Origin of the sequence: Paramicrobacterium agarici, from assembly GCF_002563955.1 — a bacterium.
Classification (GTDB): domain Bacteria; phylum Actinomycetota; class Actinomycetes; order Actinomycetales; family Microbacteriaceae; genus Paramicrobacterium; species Paramicrobacterium agarici.
Map to the genome: position 1 here is coordinate 529,064 of NZ_PDJE01000001.1, position 19,956 is coordinate 549,019.

General features: G+C 64.8%; 22 protein-coding genes and 1 tRNA gene. 15 read left to right on the forward strand and 8 right to left on the reverse strand.

What is annotated here, in order from left to right; all coding sequences use genetic code 11:
* Positions 1-25 precede the first annotated feature (25 nt).
* Together ATJ78_RS02670 and ATJ78_RS02675 are read left to right on the forward strand one after the other, a co-directional pair.
* Positions 26-289 carry a hypothetical protein gene (locus tag ATJ78_RS02670; RefSeq protein WP_098406188.1) on the forward strand — a complete coding sequence of 88 codons (264 nt, stop codon included), beginning with the start codon at positions 26-28 and terminating at the stop codon, positions 287-289.
* Positions 286-681: a type II toxin-antitoxin system VapC family toxin gene (locus ATJ78_RS02675; RefSeq protein ID WP_098406189.1), complete on the forward strand. Its 396-nt coding sequence runs from the start codon at positions 286-288 to the stop codon at positions 679-681. The genes ATJ78_RS02670 and ATJ78_RS02675 overlap by 4 nt, the downstream gene beginning before the upstream one ends.
* Positions 682-712: 31 nt before the next feature.
* On the opposite strand, the gene ATJ78_RS02680 is transcribed toward ATJ78_RS02675, so the two are convergent.
* The gene (locus ATJ78_RS02680; RefSeq protein ID WP_245836177.1) at positions 713-1,492 is read right to left on the reverse strand and encodes an MgtC/SapB family protein; all 780 of its coding nucleotides are present in this window, start codon (positions 1,490-1,492) and stop codon (positions 713-715) included.
* A gap of 104 nt (positions 1,493-1,596) precedes the next feature.
* Here ATJ78_RS02680 and ATJ78_RS02685 point away from each other — a divergent pair, with 104 nt between their 5' ends.
* Both ATJ78_RS02685 and ATJ78_RS02690 read left to right on the forward strand, forming a co-directional pair.
* Entirely contained in the window at positions 1,597-2,259 is a 663-nt protein-coding gene (locus tag ATJ78_RS02685; RefSeq protein WP_098409168.1) for an MBL fold metallo-hydrolase, read from the forward strand.
* Between the two features lie 72 nt (positions 2,260-2,331).
* Positions 2,332-3,105, forward strand: coding sequence for an amidohydrolase family protein (locus tag ATJ78_RS02690; RefSeq protein ID WP_098406190.1), 774 nt, complete (start codon positions 2,332-2,334; stop codon positions 3,103-3,105).
* 10 nt (positions 3,106-3,115) lie between these two features.
* Here the strand turns inward: ATJ78_RS02690 and ATJ78_RS02695 are convergent, their stop codons facing one another.
* Positions 3,116-4,261 (reverse strand): NAD(P)-binding domain-containing protein, encoded by a 1,146-nt coding sequence (locus tag ATJ78_RS02695; protein WP_098406191.1) that lies wholly within the window; start codon positions 4,259-4,261, stop codon positions 3,116-3,118.
* A 274-nt stretch (positions 4,262-4,535) separates the two neighbouring features.
* Here ATJ78_RS02695 and msrA point away from each other — a divergent pair, with 274 nt between their 5' ends.
* The 3 genes from msrA to ATJ78_RS02710 all read left to right on the forward strand — a co-directional run bounded on the left by msrA (position 4,536) and on the right by ATJ78_RS02710 (position 6,961).
* Positions 4,536-5,090, forward strand: a complete 555-nt coding sequence (msrA, locus tag ATJ78_RS02700) for a peptide-methionine (S)-S-oxide reductase MsrA (protein ID WP_098406192.1) — start codon at positions 4,536-4,538, stop codon at positions 5,088-5,090.
* 42 nt (positions 5,091-5,132) lie between these two features.
* Entirely contained in the window at positions 5,133-6,362 is a 1,230-nt protein-coding gene (locus tag ATJ78_RS02705) for an MFS transporter (RefSeq protein ID WP_098406193.1), read from the forward strand.
* Between the two features lie 230 nt (positions 6,363-6,592).
* Positions 6,593-6,961 (forward strand): DUF1622 domain-containing protein, encoded by a 369-nt coding sequence (locus ATJ78_RS02710; RefSeq protein ID WP_098406194.1) that lies wholly within the window; start codon positions 6,593-6,595, stop codon positions 6,959-6,961.
* A 68-nt stretch (positions 6,962-7,029) separates the two neighbouring features.
* Here ATJ78_RS02710 and ATJ78_RS02715 read toward each other — a convergent pair.
* Positions 7,030-7,113, reverse strand: a tRNA-Leu gene (locus ATJ78_RS02715).
* 165 nt (positions 7,114-7,278) lie between these two features.
* Here ATJ78_RS02715 and ATJ78_RS02720 point away from each other — a divergent pair.
* The 7 genes from ATJ78_RS02720 (at position 7,279) to pknB (ending at position 16,455) form a co-directional block, all read left to right on the forward strand.
* Entirely contained in the window at positions 7,279-8,013 is a 735-nt protein-coding gene (locus ATJ78_RS02720; protein WP_098406195.1) for an FHA domain-containing protein, read from the forward strand.
* Positions 8,010-8,525 (forward strand): FHA domain-containing protein FhaB/FipA, encoded by a 516-nt coding sequence (locus tag ATJ78_RS02725; RefSeq protein WP_098406196.1) that lies wholly within the window; start codon positions 8,010-8,012, stop codon positions 8,523-8,525. Before ATJ78_RS02720 ends, ATJ78_RS02725 begins: the two co-directional genes overlap by 4 nt.
* Positions 8,526-8,528: 3 nt before the next feature.
* Positions 8,529-9,836 carry a Stp1/IreP family PP2C-type Ser/Thr phosphatase gene (locus ATJ78_RS02730; RefSeq protein ID WP_098406197.1) on the forward strand — a complete coding sequence of 436 codons (1,308 nt, stop codon included), beginning with the start codon at positions 8,529-8,531 and terminating at the stop codon, positions 9,834-9,836.
* Positions 9,836-11,239 carry an FtsW/RodA/SpoVE family cell cycle protein gene (locus ATJ78_RS02735; RefSeq protein ID WP_098406198.1) on the forward strand — a complete coding sequence of 468 codons (1,404 nt, stop codon included), beginning with the start codon at positions 9,836-9,838 and terminating at the stop codon, positions 11,237-11,239. The genes ATJ78_RS02730 and ATJ78_RS02735 overlap by 1 nt, the downstream gene beginning before the upstream one ends.
* A complete protein-coding gene (locus ATJ78_RS02740; RefSeq protein ID WP_098406199.1) occupies positions 11,236-12,696 on the forward strand; it encodes a peptidoglycan D,D-transpeptidase FtsI family protein in 1,461 nt (486 codons plus the stop codon). The genes ATJ78_RS02735 and ATJ78_RS02740 overlap by 4 nt, the downstream gene beginning before the upstream one ends.
* The gene (locus ATJ78_RS02745; RefSeq protein WP_098406200.1) at positions 12,693-14,498 is read left to right on the forward strand and encodes a protein kinase domain-containing protein; all 1,806 of its coding nucleotides are present in this window, start codon (positions 12,693-12,695) and stop codon (positions 14,496-14,498) included. Before ATJ78_RS02740 ends, ATJ78_RS02745 begins: the two co-directional genes overlap by 4 nt.
* A gap of 121 nt (positions 14,499-14,619) precedes the next feature.
* Positions 14,620-16,455, forward strand: a complete 1,836-nt coding sequence (gene pknB / locus ATJ78_RS02750) for a Stk1 family PASTA domain-containing Ser/Thr kinase (protein ID WP_098406201.1) — start codon at positions 14,620-14,622, stop codon at positions 16,453-16,455.
* Between the two features lie 15 nt (positions 16,456-16,470).
* On the opposite strand, the gene ATJ78_RS02755 is transcribed toward pknB, so the two are convergent.
* The 3 genes from ATJ78_RS02755 to ATJ78_RS02760 are packed head-to-tail and all read right to left on the reverse strand — an operon-like array spanning position 16,471 to position 18,105.
* The gene (locus ATJ78_RS02755; protein WP_098406202.1) at positions 16,471-17,130 is read right to left on the reverse strand and encodes an anthranilate synthase component II; all 660 of its coding nucleotides are present in this window, start codon (positions 17,128-17,130) and stop codon (positions 16,471-16,473) included.
* Positions 17,131-17,140: 10 nt separating this feature from the next.
* The gene (locus tag ATJ78_RS15935) at positions 17,141-17,299 is read right to left on the reverse strand and encodes a hypothetical protein (RefSeq protein WP_169923368.1); all 159 of its coding nucleotides are present in this window, start codon (positions 17,297-17,299) and stop codon (positions 17,141-17,143) included.
* Positions 17,300-17,301: 2 nt separating this feature from the next.
* A complete protein-coding gene (locus ATJ78_RS02760; protein ID WP_098406203.1) occupies positions 17,302-18,105 on the reverse strand; it encodes a class E sortase in 804 nt (267 codons plus the stop codon).
* A gap of 45 nt (positions 18,106-18,150) precedes the next feature.
* On the opposite strand from ATJ78_RS02760, the gene ATJ78_RS02765 reads away from it, so the two are divergent.
* Positions 18,151-18,408 carry a cell division protein CrgA gene (locus ATJ78_RS02765; RefSeq protein WP_098406204.1) on the forward strand — a complete coding sequence of 86 codons (258 nt, stop codon included), beginning with the start codon at positions 18,151-18,153 and terminating at the stop codon, positions 18,406-18,408.
* Between the two features lie 143 nt (positions 18,409-18,551).
* On the opposite strand, the gene ATJ78_RS02770 is transcribed toward ATJ78_RS02765, so the two are convergent.
* On the reverse strand, positions 18,552-19,088 hold the full coding sequence (locus ATJ78_RS02770) for a flavin reductase family protein (protein WP_098406205.1): 537 nt from the start codon (positions 19,086-19,088) through the stop codon (positions 18,552-18,554).
* The gene (locus ATJ78_RS02775) at positions 19,088-19,915 is read right to left on the reverse strand and encodes a siderophore-interacting protein (protein WP_098406206.1); all 828 of its coding nucleotides are present in this window, start codon (positions 19,913-19,915) and stop codon (positions 19,088-19,090) included. Before ATJ78_RS02775 ends, ATJ78_RS02770 begins: the two co-directional genes overlap by 1 nt.
* Between the last annotated feature and the right edge of the window lie 41 nt (positions 19,916-19,956).

Here is a 19,956-nt window from a genome sequence, read left to right on the forward strand (position 1 = left end):
CTATTTGCGGTGGTACACTGGTGGTATGCCAACCGTGCTGCCCCGGTTTCAAGTGACCCGGACCGACGAGGTCGAACGGGCGCTGCAAATCGCGCGCGAGCGCTGGCCCGATGCAACACGAGGCGAGCTCGTCACGCGGCTGTTCACGACGGGTGCTGCCGCCGTTGCCGACGAGATCGAAGCTCGACGTCAGCGTCGTCTTGAGGCCGTCGACTTCGCCTCCGGGATTCTCGATGTCGCCTACGAAACCGACTACCTGCAGAACCTTCGCGAGGACTGGCCCGAATGATCGTGCTCGATGCAAGCGTCGTCATCGCTGTTCTCACGCACGACGACCAGCACCACGATCAAGCCGATTCCTTTTTTCGTGCGACCGTGAGTAATGGCTACCTCATGCACTCACTGACACTCGCCGAGATCCTCGTTGGTCCCGTGCGCGCCCATCGCGAGACACTCGCGCTCCGAGCAATAGATGGTCTTGGAATCTCCGAGTGGTCGCCGGGCGAACGCAGCGCATCCCGTCTGGCCACACTTCGCGCAGAAACGTCGCTTAAGCTGCCCGACTGCTGTGTTCTCGATGCTGCCCTCGAAACTAGCTCGAGCCTCGCAACGTTCGACGAGAAGCTAGCAACCGCGGCCAGGGCATTGGGAGTAGACGTGTTCTCCCACGACAGCCGGTAATCCACCATCCCACCTGGAGTGACTCTCGTCGTCAATCGCTGTCGTCGGGTGACGACACCGAGAGCACGTCTTTCACGTCGGACAGCGCCTCAACCAGATCGTCTGTTGGCCCGGCCTTTGCCCGTGTGAAGCGCATGCTCGCCTCGATCATGTCTGTGCCGCGTTCCTCGAGCTTTCGCGTGTTGCTCAACGAGGTCTGGTAGCCGAGATCTGTCGCGCACGCGAGGATTCTGCGGAGCGCACCCTTGTGATTGCGATAGGTCACCACGAACCTCACGCTGCGGTCAGCAGACGGAATCAGAGCGGCAATCATGCTCAGTGCCATCACTGCGATCAAGTACAGGGCCGTCGCTGCCGCAGCGACCAGCGGCATCCCGGCACCGCACGCCATGCCGATCGCTGCCGTCACCCAAATCGAGGCGGCGGTCGTGAGGCCATTGACAATGTTCTGGCGCACAAAAATGACTCCGGCGCCGAGAAAGCCGATTCCCGACACGATCTGCGCCGCAATGCGGGAGGGGTCCAGCACAACGTCGGGACCGAGCACGTTCTCGAAGCCGTACGCCGACACCAGGGTGAACAGCGCTGCACCTAGGCCGACGACCGTGTGCGTGCGCATTCCCGCCGACTTCAGCTGCCGCTGGCGTTCGAACCCGACGATCGCCGACAATCCGAATGCAATGCAGAGCAAGATGAGCTGCGTGAGAAGAGTGTCGGGAATCCAGGTGATGCCGTCCATCGGTCGCCCCTCCCCGAATGTCGCCTTCGATCGTGCCGTGCCCGGTGTCGCCCAGCGCTCCCATTCTCGCATCGCTGCCGGTGCACCTCCACACGGTGAAGCAGGTAAAACAATCGGTGACACGCCAGCGAATCCGCGTGGCAGAGTGGAGGGGTAACAGCGTGAAGGGAACGCAGATGACCACCGAGCTCCTCGTCGATCGCCCGGCATTCACGGTGCGGCGCGCTTTCGTGTCGTCGATGAACAACGCTGTCTATCTTGTGACGGCGCGGCGTTCGGGCGAGCAGGTGCTCATTGACGCCGCTGACGATGCCGAGGCGATCTCCGATCTCGTCGAAGAAGGGGCTCAGGATGCTGCGGATGGCGCACGTCTCGCTTACGTCGTGACGACGCACGCTCACTGGGACCATACGCGCGCAACGGCAGAGATCGCTGCGCAGACAGGTGCTCATGTCGCCATTGGACGAGAGGATGCTGCGCAGCTCAAGGCGGAGCGAGGCATTGAAGCCGACATGCTGCTTGACGACGGAGACCTGGTGCACGTCGACGGCGTCACGCTCGATGTGATCGGACTTCGCGGGCACACCGCGGGCTCGGTCGCGCTTGCCCTCGACGCCGAAGAACCGGCGCTTCTCTTCACGGGCGACAGCCTCTTCCCCGGTGGCGTCGGCAACACCGGAGACGACCCAGAACGTTTCGCCCAGCTGTTCGGCGACGTGACCACGCGGCTCTTCGATCGCTTCGCCGACGACACAATCGTCTTTCCCGGTCACGGCGAGCCGACGACCCTCGGAGCCGAGCGCCCCGCGCTTCCGGAGTGGCGCGCCCGCGGCTGGTAGCTAGCGTGTCAACGGGCCCGACGGCGTACGTCGATATGTCTGTCGCACGAACCATGAGCGTACAGTGCAGGTATGCAGCCCACCGACACCGCGGTCTTCGACGCGCACTTTCACATCGTTGACCCCGCGTACCCACTGATTCCGAACAACGGATACCTGCCCGACGCCTTCACCGCCGACGACTACGTTGCGCGCACTGCGGCGCTCGGCGTCACGGGTGGAGCGGTCGTGAGCGGGTCGTTCCAGGGCACGGACCAGAGCTATCTGGTGGCCGCACTCGAGCGCCTCGGCCCCGGATTCGTCGGCGTCACGCAGCTGTCCACGAGCGTCTCAGACGACGAGATCACACGATTGGATGCTGCGGGAGTCCGCGCCGTGCGCTTCAACCTCTACCGCGGCGCCACGATCGGTCTCGCCGAGATGGAGCACTTCGCCACACGCGTGCACGATGTCGCCGGATGGCACAGTGAGCTCTACGTCGATGCATCGGACCTCCCCGACCTCGCCGAGACGCTCCGACGGCTTCCGCAAGCATCCGTCGATCACCTCGGCATGACCGGCGACGCGTCGGGCACTCTGCTCTCGCTTGTTGAGGGCGGCCTCGTTGTGAAGGCGACCGGCTTCGGGCGCATGTCAGTGAGCGATCCGGATGCTCTGATGGCAACGATCGACAGGGCCAACCCGCACGCGCTGATCTTCGGAACCGATCTGCCCTCGACTCGCGCCGCCGTGCCGTTCGCTGATGCGGATCTCGACCGTGTGCGCGCTGCCGTCGGCGACGACCGTGCCCAAGCCGTGCTGTGGCACAATGCCCGGCGCTTCTACCGCCTCTCCGACATGGAGTAGGCCCGACTCGTTACGCGGATATCGCGGTTGCGTCGCCCCGGTGTCGGCGATTGTCGCGCTCGTCGCCCTCCAGCATCCGCATTATCTGCGTTGCCGCGTGCCGACCGGCGCGGTTGGCACCGACGGTCGACTGCGAGGGGCCGAATCCAACGAGGTGAACGCGCGGTTCGTCCTTCACCCGCGTTCCGCGCATCGTGATGCCGCCGAGCTCGTTGCGCAGACGCAGTGGGCCGAGGTGTCTCAACGCGGGCCTGAAACCGGTAGCCCAGAGAATCACGTCAACGGTCGTGAGCGACCCGTCTGCTTCGCGAACGCCGCGCGGTTCGATCGCCGTGAACATCGGGCGGCGCTCGAGTGCACCGCGCGCCTTCGCTTTGAGCGCATACGGGGTCCATGGGATGCCGGTGTACGACGAGATGCTGCCAGATGGGCGCCCTGCCTCGACGTCGGCGGTCACCGCGGCGATCGTGGCGCGGCCGTTGGTCTCCGCCTCGAACTTGCCGTCGATCCAGACGGGGTCACGTCGCGTGTACCAGAGCGTTGTGGCGACGCGAGAGATCTCCTCAATGTGCTGAATCGCCGAGATGCCGCCGCCAACGACGGCAACCCGCTGTCCGGCGAACTCGTCGAGCGATACGTACTCGCTCGTGTGCAGCTGGCGCCCGAGAAAGCTGTCCGCGCCAGGGTACTGCGGCACAAGCGGGTTATCCCACGTGCCTGTCGCGTTGATGACGGCGCGTGTGCGCCAGGCTCCAGCATCCGTGTCGACGATGAGTTCTGCGTCGGGCGACGCCTCAGCCTCATGGACGGACGACACGTGCACGGGCCGCAGGATCGGCAGATCGAACGCGTTCTCGTAGGCCGCAAAGTAGCGCGGAACCGCGTCACGACTCGGCTCGCTGTCGTCGATCGGTGGCTTCTCCATGCCGGGCAGGTCGAAGATGCCGTTCACCGTGTTCATCGTGAGCGAGTCCCACCGGTGCTGCCACGCACCGCCAGGCGCAGCGTTCCCGTCGACCACGACGAAGGTGCGATCTCCATCGGAATTATCGAGGGCGCTCGCGAACCCGAGGCGCTGCAGGTGAAAAGCGGACGAGAGTCCCGCTTGCCCAGCACCGATCACGACGACGGTCGCGAAGCGGGGATCGGTGGCCATACTCCCTGCAACGCTCCCGCCCCCGTCGCTCTTCCCTCGGCACCGCGCACCACAAGCTCTGGTGCTCTACGGCCCCGAACACTAAATTGCGAGAGATCGGGACCAAAATGCGGGGCGGCGGTGTTATACACCGTGGGGCCGCGCTCCGGCGGCCACAAGAGAAAGTAGATCGTTGCCTCACAACGACCACCGCGCGCTCATGTGACGCGGTTACGGTGGGTACGAGACGTCGTTCGAGTCGTCGGGCACCGTCTACAGGTAAGGAGCATGCATCATGACTAGCGGAATTCGCGACACCGGCGAGATTACACGCAGGGAAGGCGCAGAAACCGCCGTGCTCGCAGGAGGGTGCTTCTGGGGCATGGAAGACCTCGTGCGCAAGCAGCCGGGAGTGCTCGGAACGCGCGTGGGATACACGGGTGGCGAGAACGAGCACGCCACGTATGGCAACCATCCGGGTCACGCCGAGGCACTGGAGATTGTCTTCGACCCGACGAAGACCACGTATCGGGACATTCTTGCCTTCTTCTTCCAGATCCACGACCCTTCTACGCTCAATCGGCAGGGTAACGACAGGGGAACGAGCTACCGGTCGGCGATCTTCCCCGTCACTGACGAACAAGAGGCCGTCGCCCGTGAGACGATCGCGGACGTCGACGCTTCCGGCCTGTGGCCCGCACCGGCGGTGACCACGATCGAACCATTGGGCGCGTTCTGGGAGGCCGAGCCGGAACACCAGGACTACCTCGAGAAGTACCCGAACGGCTACACCTGCCACTTCCCGAGAGCAGACTGGGTGCTTCCGCGCCGGGGCGCCGCAACGGCCTGACCGCTTCGGGGCACGGGAGGATTCACGTGTACGTTCGATTGCGTGACTTTTCCCGCTGCCCCGGCAGCTCCCGCCCGACGCGCACGCGTCGCGGTCTCGGCGCTCTTTCTCACCAATGGCGCTTTGTTCGCCAACATCCTGCCGCGCTATCCCGAGATCAAGGCGGCACTCGGACTCGATAACGTCGCATACGGAGTCGCGGTTGCTGCCTTCCCCGCGGGTGCGATTGTTGCGGGTCTCGCCGCCGCACCGCTGATGCGCAGGGGCGGGTCTGCACGCATTGCCGTCATCGGCACGATCCTCACCGGGCTGAGTCTTCTGGCCGCGGGCATCGCGCCCACCGGCATCCTGTTCGCTATGGCTCTCTTCGTCGGCGGAGCATCCGACGCGATCACCGATGTGGCTCAGAATGCGCACGGTCTGCGGGTGCAGCGTCAATACCGGCGATCGATCATCAACTCGTTCCATGCGATCTGGTCAATTGGCGCCGTACTGGGCGGAGCGATGGCCGCGTCAGCAATTGCACTGCGACTTCCCCTCGGCATCCACCTGGGAATCTCGACGCTCGTGTTCGCCCTCGTCGCAGTCACCGCCCTGCGCTTCTGCCTTCCCGGGTTCGATGTCGACATCACCCCTGATGTCCACGCAGATGATTCCAAGCCACACAAGAAGCAACGCCCAACGGTGAGCGCTCGGCTCGTCTGGATGCTTGGCGCGCTGACGCTCGTGGCCATGGCCGGGGCTGTAGCCGAAGACGCCGGGAACTCGTGGGCGACCCTCTACCTGTCGGATTCGCTCGGTGCAGCCTCGGCGATCGCGCCGGTCGGTTTCATCGCGCTCGTCGGAGCGCAGTTCATCGGTCGCCTGCTCGGCGACGGCATGACGGACAGGCTCGGCCAGCAAGCCGTCGCACGCATTGGCGGAATCATCGCGGCGATCGGCATGGGGCTCGCCCTTGCGTTCCCCTCAGTGCTGGGTACGACCCTCGGCTTCGCAGCGGTCGGGTTCGGGATCGCAACGCTGATTCCTGCGGCGATGCACGCAGCGGATGAACTCCCCGGGCTTCGCCCTGGTGTCGGCCTCACGATCGTCTCCTGGCTGCTGCGCCTCGGGTTTCTGCTCTCACCACCGTTCGTCGGGTTTATCGCTGAAACTCAGAGCCTGCGGGCCGGATTGCTCGTCGTTCCGGTCGCGGGAATCGTGGCGGCCGTGTTCGCGGGCGCGCTCGCTGGGCGCAGTGCGTCCCGCAACAACAAACGCTCTTCCGAATGAAGGTCCGCCGGGCACCGGCGGATCGTTCAGGGCAAAGTTCAGGGCTCCCAGGTGTCGTTGTTGGTGCCGAGCTGAATTCGCTCGCCTTCCCAAGAGAAGCTGTGCCGTGCCCATCGGGGGTGCTGCGCCACATGCACGTCCAGACCGAGACATACTTCGTGACGCTGTTGGGTAGTCAACCAGTCAAAGCGCCAGATGACGGAAAACGTTGACGAAGAGAGGGCAGCGGAATGGACTTTCAGGAGGCAATCGAATCTGCTGGCCGTGTCGTCGACGCGGCGGGCGTTTTTGCGGTCGTCATCGGTGCCTTGCTTGCAGCGATTTTCGCTGCGACGCGGTTAATCCGTCATCAGAGTGACGTGTATCGACAGTTCCGGCGATTCCTCGGTCGCTCTATTCTGCTCGGCCTCGAACTCTTAGTCGCGGCCGACATCATTAGGACGGTAGCCGTGACACCGTCGTTGGAAAGCGTTGCGGTTCTCGCAGCGATCGTCGTCATCCGAACCTTCTTGAGCTGGTCACTTGAGCTCGAGATCACCGGGAAGTGGCCTTGGCAGAAGGGGAAAGAAGCCGACGAGCCGAAGGGTGCTGACGTCTAATTCTGCGTCATCACCGCCAGTGCACAGATTTGCACCGTTACGCGTCGAAAACGGGATGAACCACACTGTGCGCGAGGGGGGACTTGAACCCCCACGTTCTTGCGAACACTGGCACCTGAAGCCAGCGCGTCTACCAATTCCGCCACTCGCGCGAGCGTCGACAACACTGTGTCAACTCAGCGAGATTAGCACGAAACTACAGGCGACGAGGAATCGGAGAGAAGCCGCCGAAGACCCCGAGAAGACGGTGGACAGGATGCCGCTCACAGTCCTTCCCGTTAGCATGTCCCTAGCCACCGAACGCAAACAGGAGCACCGTGGGGATTTTGGACAACTTCGAGAAGGGTCTTGAGCGCGCCGTCAATGGCGCCTTCGCCAAGACCTTTCGCGCGGGTCTGCAGCCCGTCGAGATCTCCAGCGCGCTTAAACGCGAACTCGACACAACGGCCGCAGTCGTCACTCGCGACCGCATCCTGGTTCCCAACCGCTTTCGCGTCAGCATGTCTGTCGACGACCACGACCGCATGGACCGCATCGGCCCTGCCCTCATCGACGAGCTCACGAGCGTCGTTCAGAAGCACGCCAAGCAGCAGGGCTACCAGTTCGCGGGAGGCATTGACATCACGCTCATCGCCGACCCGACGCTGAGTGACGGGATGCTGCAGGTCGACTCCGACAACGTCAAGAACGACGTCACGTGGCAGCCTGTCGTCGACATCGACGGCAAGCGCCACCCCATCCGCCAGTCCCGCACCGTGATCGGCCGCGGCAGCGACGCCGACATCACGGTCAACGACACGGGGACGAGCCGCAAGCACGTGGAGATCCTCTGGGACGGCGAGCGCGCGCAGGTTCGCGACCTCGGCTCCACAAACGGCTCCACCCTCAACGGAGCGAAGATCTCCCAGGCCGCACTGCCGCCCGACTCGGTCATACAGATCGGCCGCACCCGCATCACCTTCCGCGTGCTCGCACAAGCACAGCCCACCTCGAGCGCCGACGTCCCCACGCGACGCAACGACATGGGCGGATTCTGGGGGCCCGCCTCGTGAGTGAACTGACTCTTCTCGTTCTGCGCTTCGGTTTTCTCATCCTCCTCTGGTTCTTCGTTCTGGGGGTGGTCTACGCTCTGCGCTCCGACCTCTTCGGGCAGGGCCGAAAAGTGGATGCTGGCAAGCAGCAGAGCGCGCGAGCAGCATCCGCTCCCCCAGCGCCGAAGCCGACACCGGCTGCCGCACCACGCGCAGCCCGCAGCGGCAATGCGACGGTGCACAACGTGAACCGCATCGTCATCACGTCGGGCACCAAGCAGGGAACCGAGGTTCCCCTCGACAAGGGCCCCATCACGATCGGCCGCGCCGCCGACTCAACGCTCGTGCTGCGCGACGATTACACCTCGACACACCACGCGCGACTGCTGCTGTGGAACGACGATTGGATGCTGCAAGACCTCGACTCGACGAACGGCACGTTCCTCGCCGGTAAGCGCGTCGGCGCCCCGACAGCGGTGAAGCTCGGTGCTCCCATCAAGGTGGGCCAGACGACGTTCGAGCTGCGAGGCTAACCCATGCCACTCTCGGCAAACGCGGCGGCGGCGACCGACGTCGGCAAGATCCGTTCGAACAACCAGGACTCCGGATACGCCGGCGACTACCTGTTCATGATCGCCGACGGCATGGGCGGCCACGCCGGCGGCGACGTCGCTTCGGCCATTGCCGCCAAGCGCATCATGGAGGTCGACGCCGAGTACGAGACCGTGCAAGACGCGCAGTTCGCCATGCAAGACGCCATCATGGCGGCCAACGATCAACTGAGCGAGACCGTTTTCGAGCATCCTGAGCTCACGGGAATGGGAACGACCGTCGACGCGCTCATGGTCGTGGGCGACGAGGTCGCGATCGCGCACATCGGCGACTCGCGCATCTACCTCTACCGCGACGGCGAGCTCACACAGATCACCACGGACCACACGTTCGTGCAGAAGCTCGTGGACTCGGGCCGCATCACGCAAGCCGAAGCGCGCGTCCACCCGCGCCGTTCGGTGCTCATGCGCGTGCTCGGCGACGTCGATACCTCGCCCGAGGTCGACACGCTCTCGATGACGGTTCAGGACGGCGACCGCTGGATCATCTGCTCCGACGGCCTGAGCGACTACGTCGACGACCGCGACACACTGCGCATTGTCGCGGCCGGTCAGAACGCGCAGAAGACCGCCGACCGGCTCGTCAAGAAGACGCTCGACAACGGAGCACCCGACAACGTCACAGTCGTCGTACTCGACGTCGGCGCCAAGAGCACAGCCTCCGGACCGGTCGTCGTGGGCTCAGCATCCCGCCCTCTGGCGTTCGAGGTGAAGCCCTCACGTCGCACGGGACTCATTCCCGCGCTCCGCCTGCACACCGGCCGCGTCGCCCCGCTCGATCCCTCGCACTTCGAGCCCGCAAGCGAGGACTACCTCGAAGAGCTCATCGAAGAGGATGCTCGGCGCGTGCGACGCCGACGTCTCACCTGGACGCTCGGCATCTTCGTGCTCGTTCTCGCACTCGCGCTCAGCCTGCTCGCGGCCTACTCCTGGACGCAGACGCGCTACTACGTCGGCGCCGACGGCGACAGCGTGGTGATCTTTCAGGGCATTCAGCAGAACGTCGGGCCGCTATCGCTCTCGCACGAGTACGACGACACCGGCATTCTGCTGAGCGAACTGTCGTTCTACGACCGTCAAGAGGTCGAGCGCACCATCAGCGCCGCAAGCCTCGACGACGCCATGGACATCGTGTCGCGCCTGCGCCTCGACAGAGACGATGAACAGGATGCTGACACGGGGACGCCGAGCGAGACCCCGACGCCCACTCCGACCGCAACGGGAGGAGGTTGATGGCCGACGTGAAAGACGCGGGAAGCGTCACGACCGACACCGCCGTGGTGCGCATCATGCGCAAGCTGCACGTTCCGCAAAAGCTGCGCAACCGTGAGCTCATGCTGCTCGTCTTCGCGAGCATCGTGAACACTGTCGCGATCATGCTCGTGCAGCTGGGCGCGCTCGGCGAACTCGACTACTCTCTCCTCTATTTCGGCGCAGCCCTCTCGGTTCTGGTCTTCGGTCTGCACATCTGCCTGCGGTACGTCGCGACGCAGTCCGACCCGCTGCTGCTGCCCATCGCCACCGTGCTCAACGGCCTCGGCATCGCAGAGATCTACCGCATCGACATTGCCGAGAACAATCTCGGCTGGGCCGCAGCATCCACTCGCCAAATCGCGTGGAGCGCGATCGCCATCATCGCTGCGATCGTCGTGGTGCTCGTGCTGCGCAACCACCGTGTGCTGTTCCGCTACACGTATCTGTTCGGCCTCGGCGCATTCGTGCTGCTTCTGCTGCCGCTCGTTCCGGGCCTCGGGCGCAGCGTCAACGGTGCGAAGGTGTGGATCGGCATCGGCGACATCATGTCGTTCCAGCCCGGCGAAGTCGCCAAGATCGCCCTCGCCGTGTTCTTCGCCGGCTACCTCGTGCGCACGCGTGACAGTCTCTCGATGGTCGGCACGAAGGTTCTCGGCGTGCGGTTTCCGCGGCTGCGCGACCTCGGGCCGATCCTCGTGGTGTGGGTGTTTGCGATGCTCATCATCATCTTCGAGCGCGACATGGGAACGGCGCTGCTGTTCTTCGGCATGTTCACCGTCATGCTCTACGTGGCGACGGGCCGGCTCAGCTGGGTGCTCATCGGCGGTGGTCTGTTCGGCGCGGGCGCGCTCGTGGCGAGCCAGTACCTCACATACGTGCAGAACCGCTTCAACAACTGGATCAACGCGTTCGACCCCGAGGTGTACAACGCCGAGGTCGGCGGCAGCTGGCAGCTTGTGCAGGGCATCTTCGGGCTCGCGCACGGCGGACTCATTGGCACGGGCCTCGGACAGGGTCGCCCGCACCTCACCCCCGTCGCCGAGAGCGACTACATCATCGCAAGCCTCGGCGAAGAGCTGGGTCTTGCCGGCATCTTCGCGATTCTCGTGCTCTACCTCGTGCTCGTGTCGCGCGGCTTTCGCATCGGCTTCGTCGGTCAGGATGACTTCAGCAAGCTGCTCGCCCTCGGCCTCTCGTTCACGATCGCGCTTCAGGTGTTCATCATGGTCGGCGGCGTGACGCGCGTGATTCCGCTCACCGGTCTCACGACGCCGTTCCTTGCCGCCGGCGGCTCATCGCTCGTCGCCAACTGGATGATCATTGCGATTCTGCTGCGCGTGAGCGACAGCGTCAGGCGCAAACCGGCGGAGGTGAGCGCATGAACAAGGAGTTCAAGCGCGTGAGCGTCGTCGTCGTGGCAATGTTTCTCGCGCTGTTCGTGTCGACAACCGTGATTCAGGGAATTCAAGCGGATGCTCTCGCCGCAGACCCGCGCAACACGCGAACCCTCTACGACAGCTACCAGACCGAGCGCGGCGCGATTCTCGCGGGCGACACGGTTCTGGCGACGTCCAAGCCGACGGGCGACCGCTTCGTGTACCAGCGGGAATACCCACAGGGCGAGAAGTACGCGGCGATCACCGGATACTTCAACCCGACGCAGGGCTCGTCCGGCCTCGAACACGCGATGAACCAGTACCTCTCGGGTACGTCGAACTCGCAGTTCCTCGACACGCTCAACCAGATCATCGCGGGTCAGGACCCCAAGGGTGCCGCCGTCGAGGTGACGGTCGATCCAAAGGTTCAGGATGCTGCGTGGGAGGCGATGCAGGGCTATACGGGCGGGCTCGTCGCTCTTGAACCGAAGACCGGTCGCGTTCTCGCCATGGTGACGACGCCGACGTACGACCCCAACGCGCTTGCGGTGCACGACGGCGAGGCCGTGCTCAAAACGTATGACCAGCTGCTCGAGGACGCCGGAAAGCCGCTGTACAACCGCGCCATTGCCGGAGACCAGAATCCGCCCGGCTCGACGTTCAAGGTTGTCGTCGCCGCCGCGGCATTCGCCTCGGGCGATTACACCCCGGAATCCACGCTTCCCAACCCGGCGTCGTACACGCTGCCGGGCACGTCGACGAAGGTCTACAACTCAAACCGCGGAACGTGCGGACCGGGCGACGAAGTGACGATTTCGGACGCGATCCGCCTGAGCTGCAACATCCCCATGGCCGAGCTCGGTGTGGAACTCGGCGACGAGGTCATCCGCGAGACCGCAGAGTCGTTCGGTTTCAACGACGAGAACATCACGATTCCGCTGCAGTGCGGGACGAGCCACTACCCGCAAGAGGGGCTGAACGATGCCCAGACGGCGCTGTCGGCGTTCGGCCAGGGTGACGTGAGGTCAACGCCGCTGCAGATGGCGATGGTCTCGGCGGGCATCGCCAACGAGGGCACAGTGATGCAGCCGACGCTCGTTGACCGGGTTACGGGGCGCAACCTCGAGGTGCTGCAGAGCTTCACACCCTCGGTATACAACGAGGCCACACCCCCCGATGTGGCGGCAGATGTGTCTGCCGCCATGCAGCTCAGCGTCCGAAGCGGGGCCGCGAGTAATGCCACAATAGACGGAGTCAATGTGGCGGGAAAAACGGGCACGGCCGAGAACGGGTCCGACGAGCCATACTCCCTGTGGTTCACCGGATTCGCCCCCGCGGACAACCCTCAGGTTGCAGTAGCAGTCGTAATTGAAGATGGTGGCGGAAAGGGCCAGTCCGGAAGCGGCAACGAAATTGCCGCACCGGTCGCCAAAAAGGTAATCGAGGCGGTGCTGAACGAATGAGACCCATGGCAGGGGTGACCTTCGGCGGGCGATACGAGTTGGAGTCTCGCATCGCCATCGGAGGCATGGGCGAAGTCTGGAAAGCGACAGACAACGTCATCGGCCGTACGGTCGCCATCAAGATTCTCAAAGACGAGTACATGGGCGACCCGGGCTTTCTCGAGCGCTTCCGCGCCGAGGCCAGGCACGCTGCACTCGTCAACCACGAGGGCATCGCCAACGTCTTCGACTACGGCGAAGAGAACGGCTCGGCCTTTCTCGTCATGGAGCTCGTTCCGGGCGAGGCGCTGTCATCGACGCTCGAACGTGAGCACGTGCTGTCCACAGATGCCACTCTCGACATCGTGGCGCAGACCGCAGCCGCCCTGCAGGCCGCGCACACCGCTGGCCTTGTGCACCGCGACATCAAGCCGGGAAACCTGCTGATCACCCCCGATCGTCGCGTGAAGATCACCGACTTCGGCATCGCGCGCATCGCCGACCAGGTTCCGCTCACGGCGACCGGTCAGGTGATGGGCACCGTGCAGTACCTCTCGCCGGAGCAGGCGTCAGGGCACCCGGCCTCGCCGGCGACCGACATCTATTCGCTCGGCATCGTCGCCTACGAATGCCTGGCGGGCAAGCGCCCCTTCACGGGCGAATCGCAAGTGGCGATCGCGATGGCGCAGATCAACGACGCGCCGCCCGAGCTTCCTGCGACCGTCGCAGAGCCGGTGCGCAACCTCGTGTTCTCGATGATCGCGAAGAACCCCGACGACCGACCCGCGTCGACGGCGCACGTCGTGCGCGCTGCCAACGCTTTGCGCCGCGGCGACGTTTCGGCGGCGACCGCCGCGGTTCCCGCTGTCGGCGAGGGCACGGGCGGGACCAGCATTCTGCCCGGTGGCAACGACGACGCCACCCAGGTGATCAGCGAGCACGAAGACACCGGCACCGCGTCGCTGCCCGTCGCCGGCGAAGAGGGTGAAGACGGCGAAAAGAAGAAGAAGCGCAGCCCGTGGACGTGGCCGCTCATCGTTCTGATCGCCGTGCTCGCGCTCGTGCTAGCCGGGACCATCTTTGCGCTCGTCAATATGAACGCGGACCCGAATGCTGGTGAGACATCCACGCCTCCGAGTACTGATACCTCGTCACCGCGCGAAACGACGACTGAACCGACGCCCGAGAACACGCGTGTCTCGATCGACAAGGCCGACTTCGTCGGGCTGTCGTACGACGATGCCGCTGCGAAGCTTTCTGACCTCGGTCTCAAGGCCGAGAAGCAAGTGGGCGACGCGGCGTCGTCGGCCGACCAGGTGAACACGGTCTACGATGTGAACCCGTTTGGCCGGGTGAACCCCGGGGAGACGGTGACGCTCACGGTGTACGGCGAGGTGCCTCCCCCCGAGACGCCGCCTGCACCAGACGCTCCGGCCGTGGAGGGCTGCACAGGCTCTGATTGTTCGGTCGACGGCGTCGAGGGGCAAGACACCACCATCAGAGTGACGTGGAACCCGTACAGGCAGTGTCCGGCTGGCGAGCCCACCAACTACCAGGTGTCGGCGCCCGGCGCTAACCCGTCTTCGGTCGATGTTCAGCCCAGTGGAAGCATGAGCACCAACCTGACGATTCCCGCCGGAACCGATTCAGTCAGCGTCTCGCTCATCGTTTTCTGCGACGACGTCAAGTCCGATCCCTCGGACTCGACGAACGTCACGGTGAACCGATCCGGCGGTGACGGGGGCGGCACCGAGGGCGACCCGAACACAAGCGGTGACCTGAGTTCGCTGCCGCCGAACGACAAGGCGACGTCGCGCCGATAACGGAACGTCACGATCCAGGCCAGCGTTCAGGGATTCCGGCGACTGTCCAGCATCCGCCCGATAAGCTATACGCGTTCAATGCCCCGACAGGGGCGGTGTCCGACGATTCGGAGTTCATGGGGTGGTTGACGAAGAGCGGATTCTCGCCGGACGGTACCGCGTCGGTTCCGTCATCGGGCGGGGAGGCATGGCGGTCGTCTATAAGGGGCGCGACACCAAGCTCGGCCGCAACGTCGCCATCAAGATTCTCAAGTCTGAGCTCGCGAGCGACCCGGCCTTCCGCACCCGCTTTCGGCAAGAGGCCCAGGCCGCATCGCGCATGTCTCACTCGAGCATCGTTCGCGTGTACGACGCAGGCGAAGAGTCCGTGCGACGCGAGAACGGCGAGGTCGAGCGCGAACCCTTCATCGTCATGGAGTACGTGCAGGGGTACCAGCTCAAGGATCTGATCGCCAAGGGTCCGCTCGACGTCGACGAAGCCATCCGCATCACGCAGGACATCCTCACCGCCCTCGAATATTCGCACCGCGCGGGGGTCGTTCACCGGGACATCAAGCCGGGCAACGTCATGATCACAGCGGACGGCACCGTTAAGGTCATGGACTTCGGCATTGCGCGCGCCGTGAGCGACACCTCCTCGACCGTCGCCCAGACAACGCAGATTCTCGGGACCGCCTCGTACTTCTCGCCAGAGCAGGCAAAGGGCGAAACCGTCGACGCGCGCACCGACATCTACTCGGCAACAGTCGTGCTCTTCGAGATGCTCACGGGACGCCCGCCGTTCGTCGGCGACACCGCGGTCTCTGTTGCGTACCAGCACGTGAGCGAGACGCCCACCAAGCCGTCGACGATCAACAGCGCCGTGACGGCAGCACTCGACAAGGTCGTGCTCACCGGGCTCGCAAAGGACCGCTTTCAGCGCTACCAGACGGCGAGCGACTTCAGCGAGGCGCTCGACATGGCCGCGGGCGGACACATTCCGGTCGACACCGTCGCCGTCTCTCACGACGACGATGTCGCGACCGAGCTCTTCGGGGCCGCGCCGCCGCCCGTCAACGACACCGAGCAGGCGCTACGGCAGCTGACGAACGACGAAACGGTGACGCGCACGCAGCGGCGCCCACCCGTGGTGTGGATCTGGGCTGGCGTCACCGTCGTCGCGGTGATCATGCTCGCCGTGCTGTGGTGGGTGATGACGTTGCCTCAGGCCGCGCAGATCCCGTCGGCATCTCGCACGATTCCCACTCTCGCTGGTGCCACGTGGGAGAGCGCAGAGAAGACGCTCACCGACCTCGACTTGCTGCCCACGAAGTACGAGCAATCGAGCACCGAGGTGCCCGCGGGCGAGGTGATCTCGGTCGACCCCGAAGCGGGAACGCGCGTGGAACCCGACACTCAGGTGAAGGTGTACGTCTCGACCGGGGCCGAGCTGAATCCGATTCCCGACGTGGCGAACATGTCACTCGACGATGCCAGGGCAGAGATCGAGGATGCCGGGCTCGAAGTGGGCTCGATCACCTCTGAGAACTCTGCGTCAGTTCCCGCAGACACCGTGCTCTCGACGTCGCCGGAGATCGGCGAGGAAGTTGCCGAGGGAACGACGATCGACATCGTGATCTCAGACGGCATGGTGACGGTACCCGATATGACGGGCAAGGCGCTCGACACCGCGCGGCAGGAGCTTGAGGGCGAGAAGTACGCGCTCACGGTGATCGATGTCGCCGATTCGTCGTGCGTCGCTGAAGACGGCAGCCCCGTAACCGAGCAGTCGATCGGCCCAGGAGAGGTTCCCCAGCACTCGACGATCGAGCTGACCTATTGCTCAGGCTCGGCCGAAGAGGGCGGCGATAGTGGCAATGGCAACGGCGGCGGAAACAACGGCAAGGGCAATGGGAACAGCGGCAACGGTCAGAGCGCGCCGAACACGCAGGGCGTTCTGGGTCGCGAGAACCGCTGAGCCGGCGGGCGCTCGTTAGGCGGTTGCTGCGGGCGCAGCATCCGTGGTCATGAGCGGATGCAACTCGGATGCTCGAGCTGCAGCCCCGGCAAGCCCGACGGTCTCGAGCCAATTGCCGAGCATGCGGTAGCCGCCCTCGGTGAGCACGCTCTCGGGGTGAAACTGCACGCCGAAGATCGGGCGGCTGCGGTGATGCAGGCCCATGATGACGCCGCCGTGCGTTCGGCTGTTCACAACGAGATCGTCGGGAACGGTTCCGTCAACGACGGCGAGCGAGTGATAGCGGGTCGCGGTGAATGGCTGCGGAACACCGTCGTAGAACGGGCTCTCGTCGTGCACCACCTGCGACGTCTTGCCGTGCATGAGCTCTTCGGCGTTCGTCACGACTCCGCCGAACGCCTCGGCGATGGCCTGGTGCCCGAGACACACGCCGAGCAGCGGCTGCCGCGAGGCGACGGCGGCATGCACGAGCGGGATCGAGACGCCGGCATCAGCGGGCTTGCCTGGACCGGGCGACAGCAGCACGCCGTCAAACCGGGCCGCGTGCGCGACAGCATCCGTGTCGCTGAATGCGTCGTTGCGCACAACCTCGGTCTCAGCGCCGATCTGCTGCAGATAGCCGTTGAGCGTGTACACGAAGCTGTCGTAGTTGTCGACAACGAGAACGCGGGTCATGACAGAGATTCTATTCGTCGAGCGTGGCGTCAGGCACCGGAATGAGCGTCTGCACCCACGGGAACACGAACGCGAACAGCAGGTACAGCACGGCCGCGATGAGCACGAGAAGAATGATGAGCTTCACGATGACCGGGCCGGGCAAGACGCGCCAGAGTGCTGCGTACACGATCAGTTCTCCAGATCTTCGGTGAGGGATGCTGGCGGGCCAACAGCCGCTGGCGTGAACGACTCGAGCGTGCCGTAGGCGATGATGCGCTCGGCCGCCGAGAACATGGGACTGCACGCGGTGAGCGTGATGAAGCTGTCGGTGATCTCGGCGGTGTCGCTCTGCGGAACCGGATTGAGCACGTCGACCGCTTGCGGCGTGACGTACTCGAGAGTGCGGAAGCGGTACGTGTACCAGCCGTCTTTCGTCTGCAGCACGATCGCGTCGCCGACGCGGAGCTCCGCGATCTGATTGAGCGGCTTTCCGTAGGTGGTGCGGTGCCCCGCGAGTGCGAAGTTGCCCGGCTCTCCCGGCGCCTGAGTGTTGAGGTAGTGGCCCAGACCGATCGGGTCGAGCGTGCCCGAGCGCGTCACCCCGCCCGCGACGTCGGCCGCATAGTCGTCGCCGAAGCGCGGGATGAGCATGACGCCGAAGATCTCGGTGTCCGCCGCCGGTTCGGGGACCACCGGTTCATACACCGTCTCGCCGCCCTCGGTGCTGAGCGGCTCAGGCGCGGGTGGCGCGTCGGCGAGCCACTCTTGTGCACGATCGTGGGCAAGGTCGTTCTGCTCGGCTCTGACAATGATGTCGTTGAGCCACAGCTGCCAGAACAGAAACAGAAGAATGAGAACGCCAGCCGTGATCAGCAGCTCACCGAGCACGCCGACGACCGTCACGCGTGGGCGCGGCCTTTCCGGTGTGCGCCGAGCAGTCGCGCGTCTGCGCTCACGACGGGAGCCGACAGCATCCGGAGCGCCATGTACCATGGGGCTGATTCTACTGATGCCCGATGTATAGATAGAATGGCTGGCATGGCACGCACGAAGAACAAGGCCGCAGCTGCACGCGCGCAACAGCAGCAGCAAGCTCAGCGCAGCGGCGACGACGCGCCGAACCCGGTGTGGTTCAAGCCGGTCATGTTCGGCTTCATGCTGATCGGACTCGCCTGGATCATCGTCTTCTACCTCTCGCAGGGTCTTCTGCCCATCGCGGCGCTCGGTTCATGGAACATCCTGGTCGGCTTCGGCATCGCCTTCATCGGATTCTTGATGACCACGCGCTGGCGATAGCCGCACACACACGTACTGCGCAGGGCCTCCACTCCGGTGGGGGCCCTGAGTTACGTTGCGGCGCCCTCATGGGTGAATTGCAGAAAATGGTGGTCGTGGATGCCGTCTGGCGCTGCCACTTTCTGCAACTCACCAGCCGCGGGTCAACGTCGCTGCGTCGTGCCGTACTCCGAGCGGTAGTGGACGAGCGGAGTGGCGTCGTGGTCGTCGCTGCGCCCCATGGCGACGACCTCGCCGACGACGAGCGTGTGAGTTGCAGCGTCGTGCACCGCCGTCGTGCGGCACTCGAACCAGGCGACGCAGCCGTCAATAATCGCCGGCGCGCCGAGTTCCCGCCGCCAGTGCGGGGTGCGCGCGAGCAGACCACGCAGCGGTGCGCCCAGCTCTCCGAGCTCGTCGGCGATTGTGCGCTGGTCGCTCGCGAGAAGACTGAGCGCCCAGCGCCCCGCCTCGTCCACCGCCTCTGCCGTGCGCGAGAGCCCGTAGAGACTCACGAGCATCGTCGGCGGATCGTACGAGACCGAGAGGTAGTCGGTCACCGTCGTGGCGTGGTCATAGCGACCGACGACGGTCGAGACAACGGCGACCCCCTTCGCGGCGCGGCCCGACAGCATCCGGTAGCTGTCACGCACCGAGCGGTCGAGCGCGGAGGAGTCGACGTCGATGACCTCGTGCGTCATCAGTCGGGGTCACTCGGATCGAGCGGGGCGTGGTGGTCGAGGTTGACGATGCCGCGCTTCCAGTACCCCTCGACCTCGACCTGCTCTTTGGGAAGGCCGAGGTCGCGACGGAAGTAGCGGCGCACGTCGACGAGCTCATTCGCCTCGCCCGCTGCCCAGACGAACGTGTCGTCGCCGATGGATCCGAGCGAGCGTACGGCCTCGATGAGCTGACCGGGACCGTCTTCGCGGTACAGCACCTCGACGTTTGTGCGTGTGCGGTGCTCGCCGGTGAGGTAGCTTTCGGCGTCTTCGTCGTGCACCTGCACGATCGACGTCACCTTGACGTCAGGCGGCAGCATCCGCAGCCATCGACTGAAGGCGGGCAATGCCGTCTCATCGGCGATCAGCACGACGCGAGCGATGCCGTCGGGAACGAGCTTCGAGCCGCGCGGTCCGCCGATGCCGAGCTGCAGACCGGGGTGAACGTGCGCCGCGAACGACGTGGCGGGAGCCTCATCGCCGTGCACGACGAAGTCGATGTCGAGCTCGGGCACGCCGCCGGTGCCGTTTTCGCGGAACGCGAGCGGAGTGAAGTCTCGCGAGAGAATGAGGCCGTCTGTCGGCCGTTTGAGCCCATCGGCAGTGACTTCCGGGGTCGTCAGGTCGCCCGTCTCCGGGTCGGGAAAGAACAGCTTGACGTGGTCGTTGGGCCCAAGCGCCGTGAACCCGCGCAGGCTCTCGCCGAACACCGTGACGCGCACCATCGAATCGTTCAGCCATTCAACGCGCTGAACTGTCGTGCGGCGCACGGCCAGCTCGTGACGTCTGCGTTCACGGGTGATCATCGGGGCATCCTTCCTCTTACCTACGTCCCCCAGCGTACGCG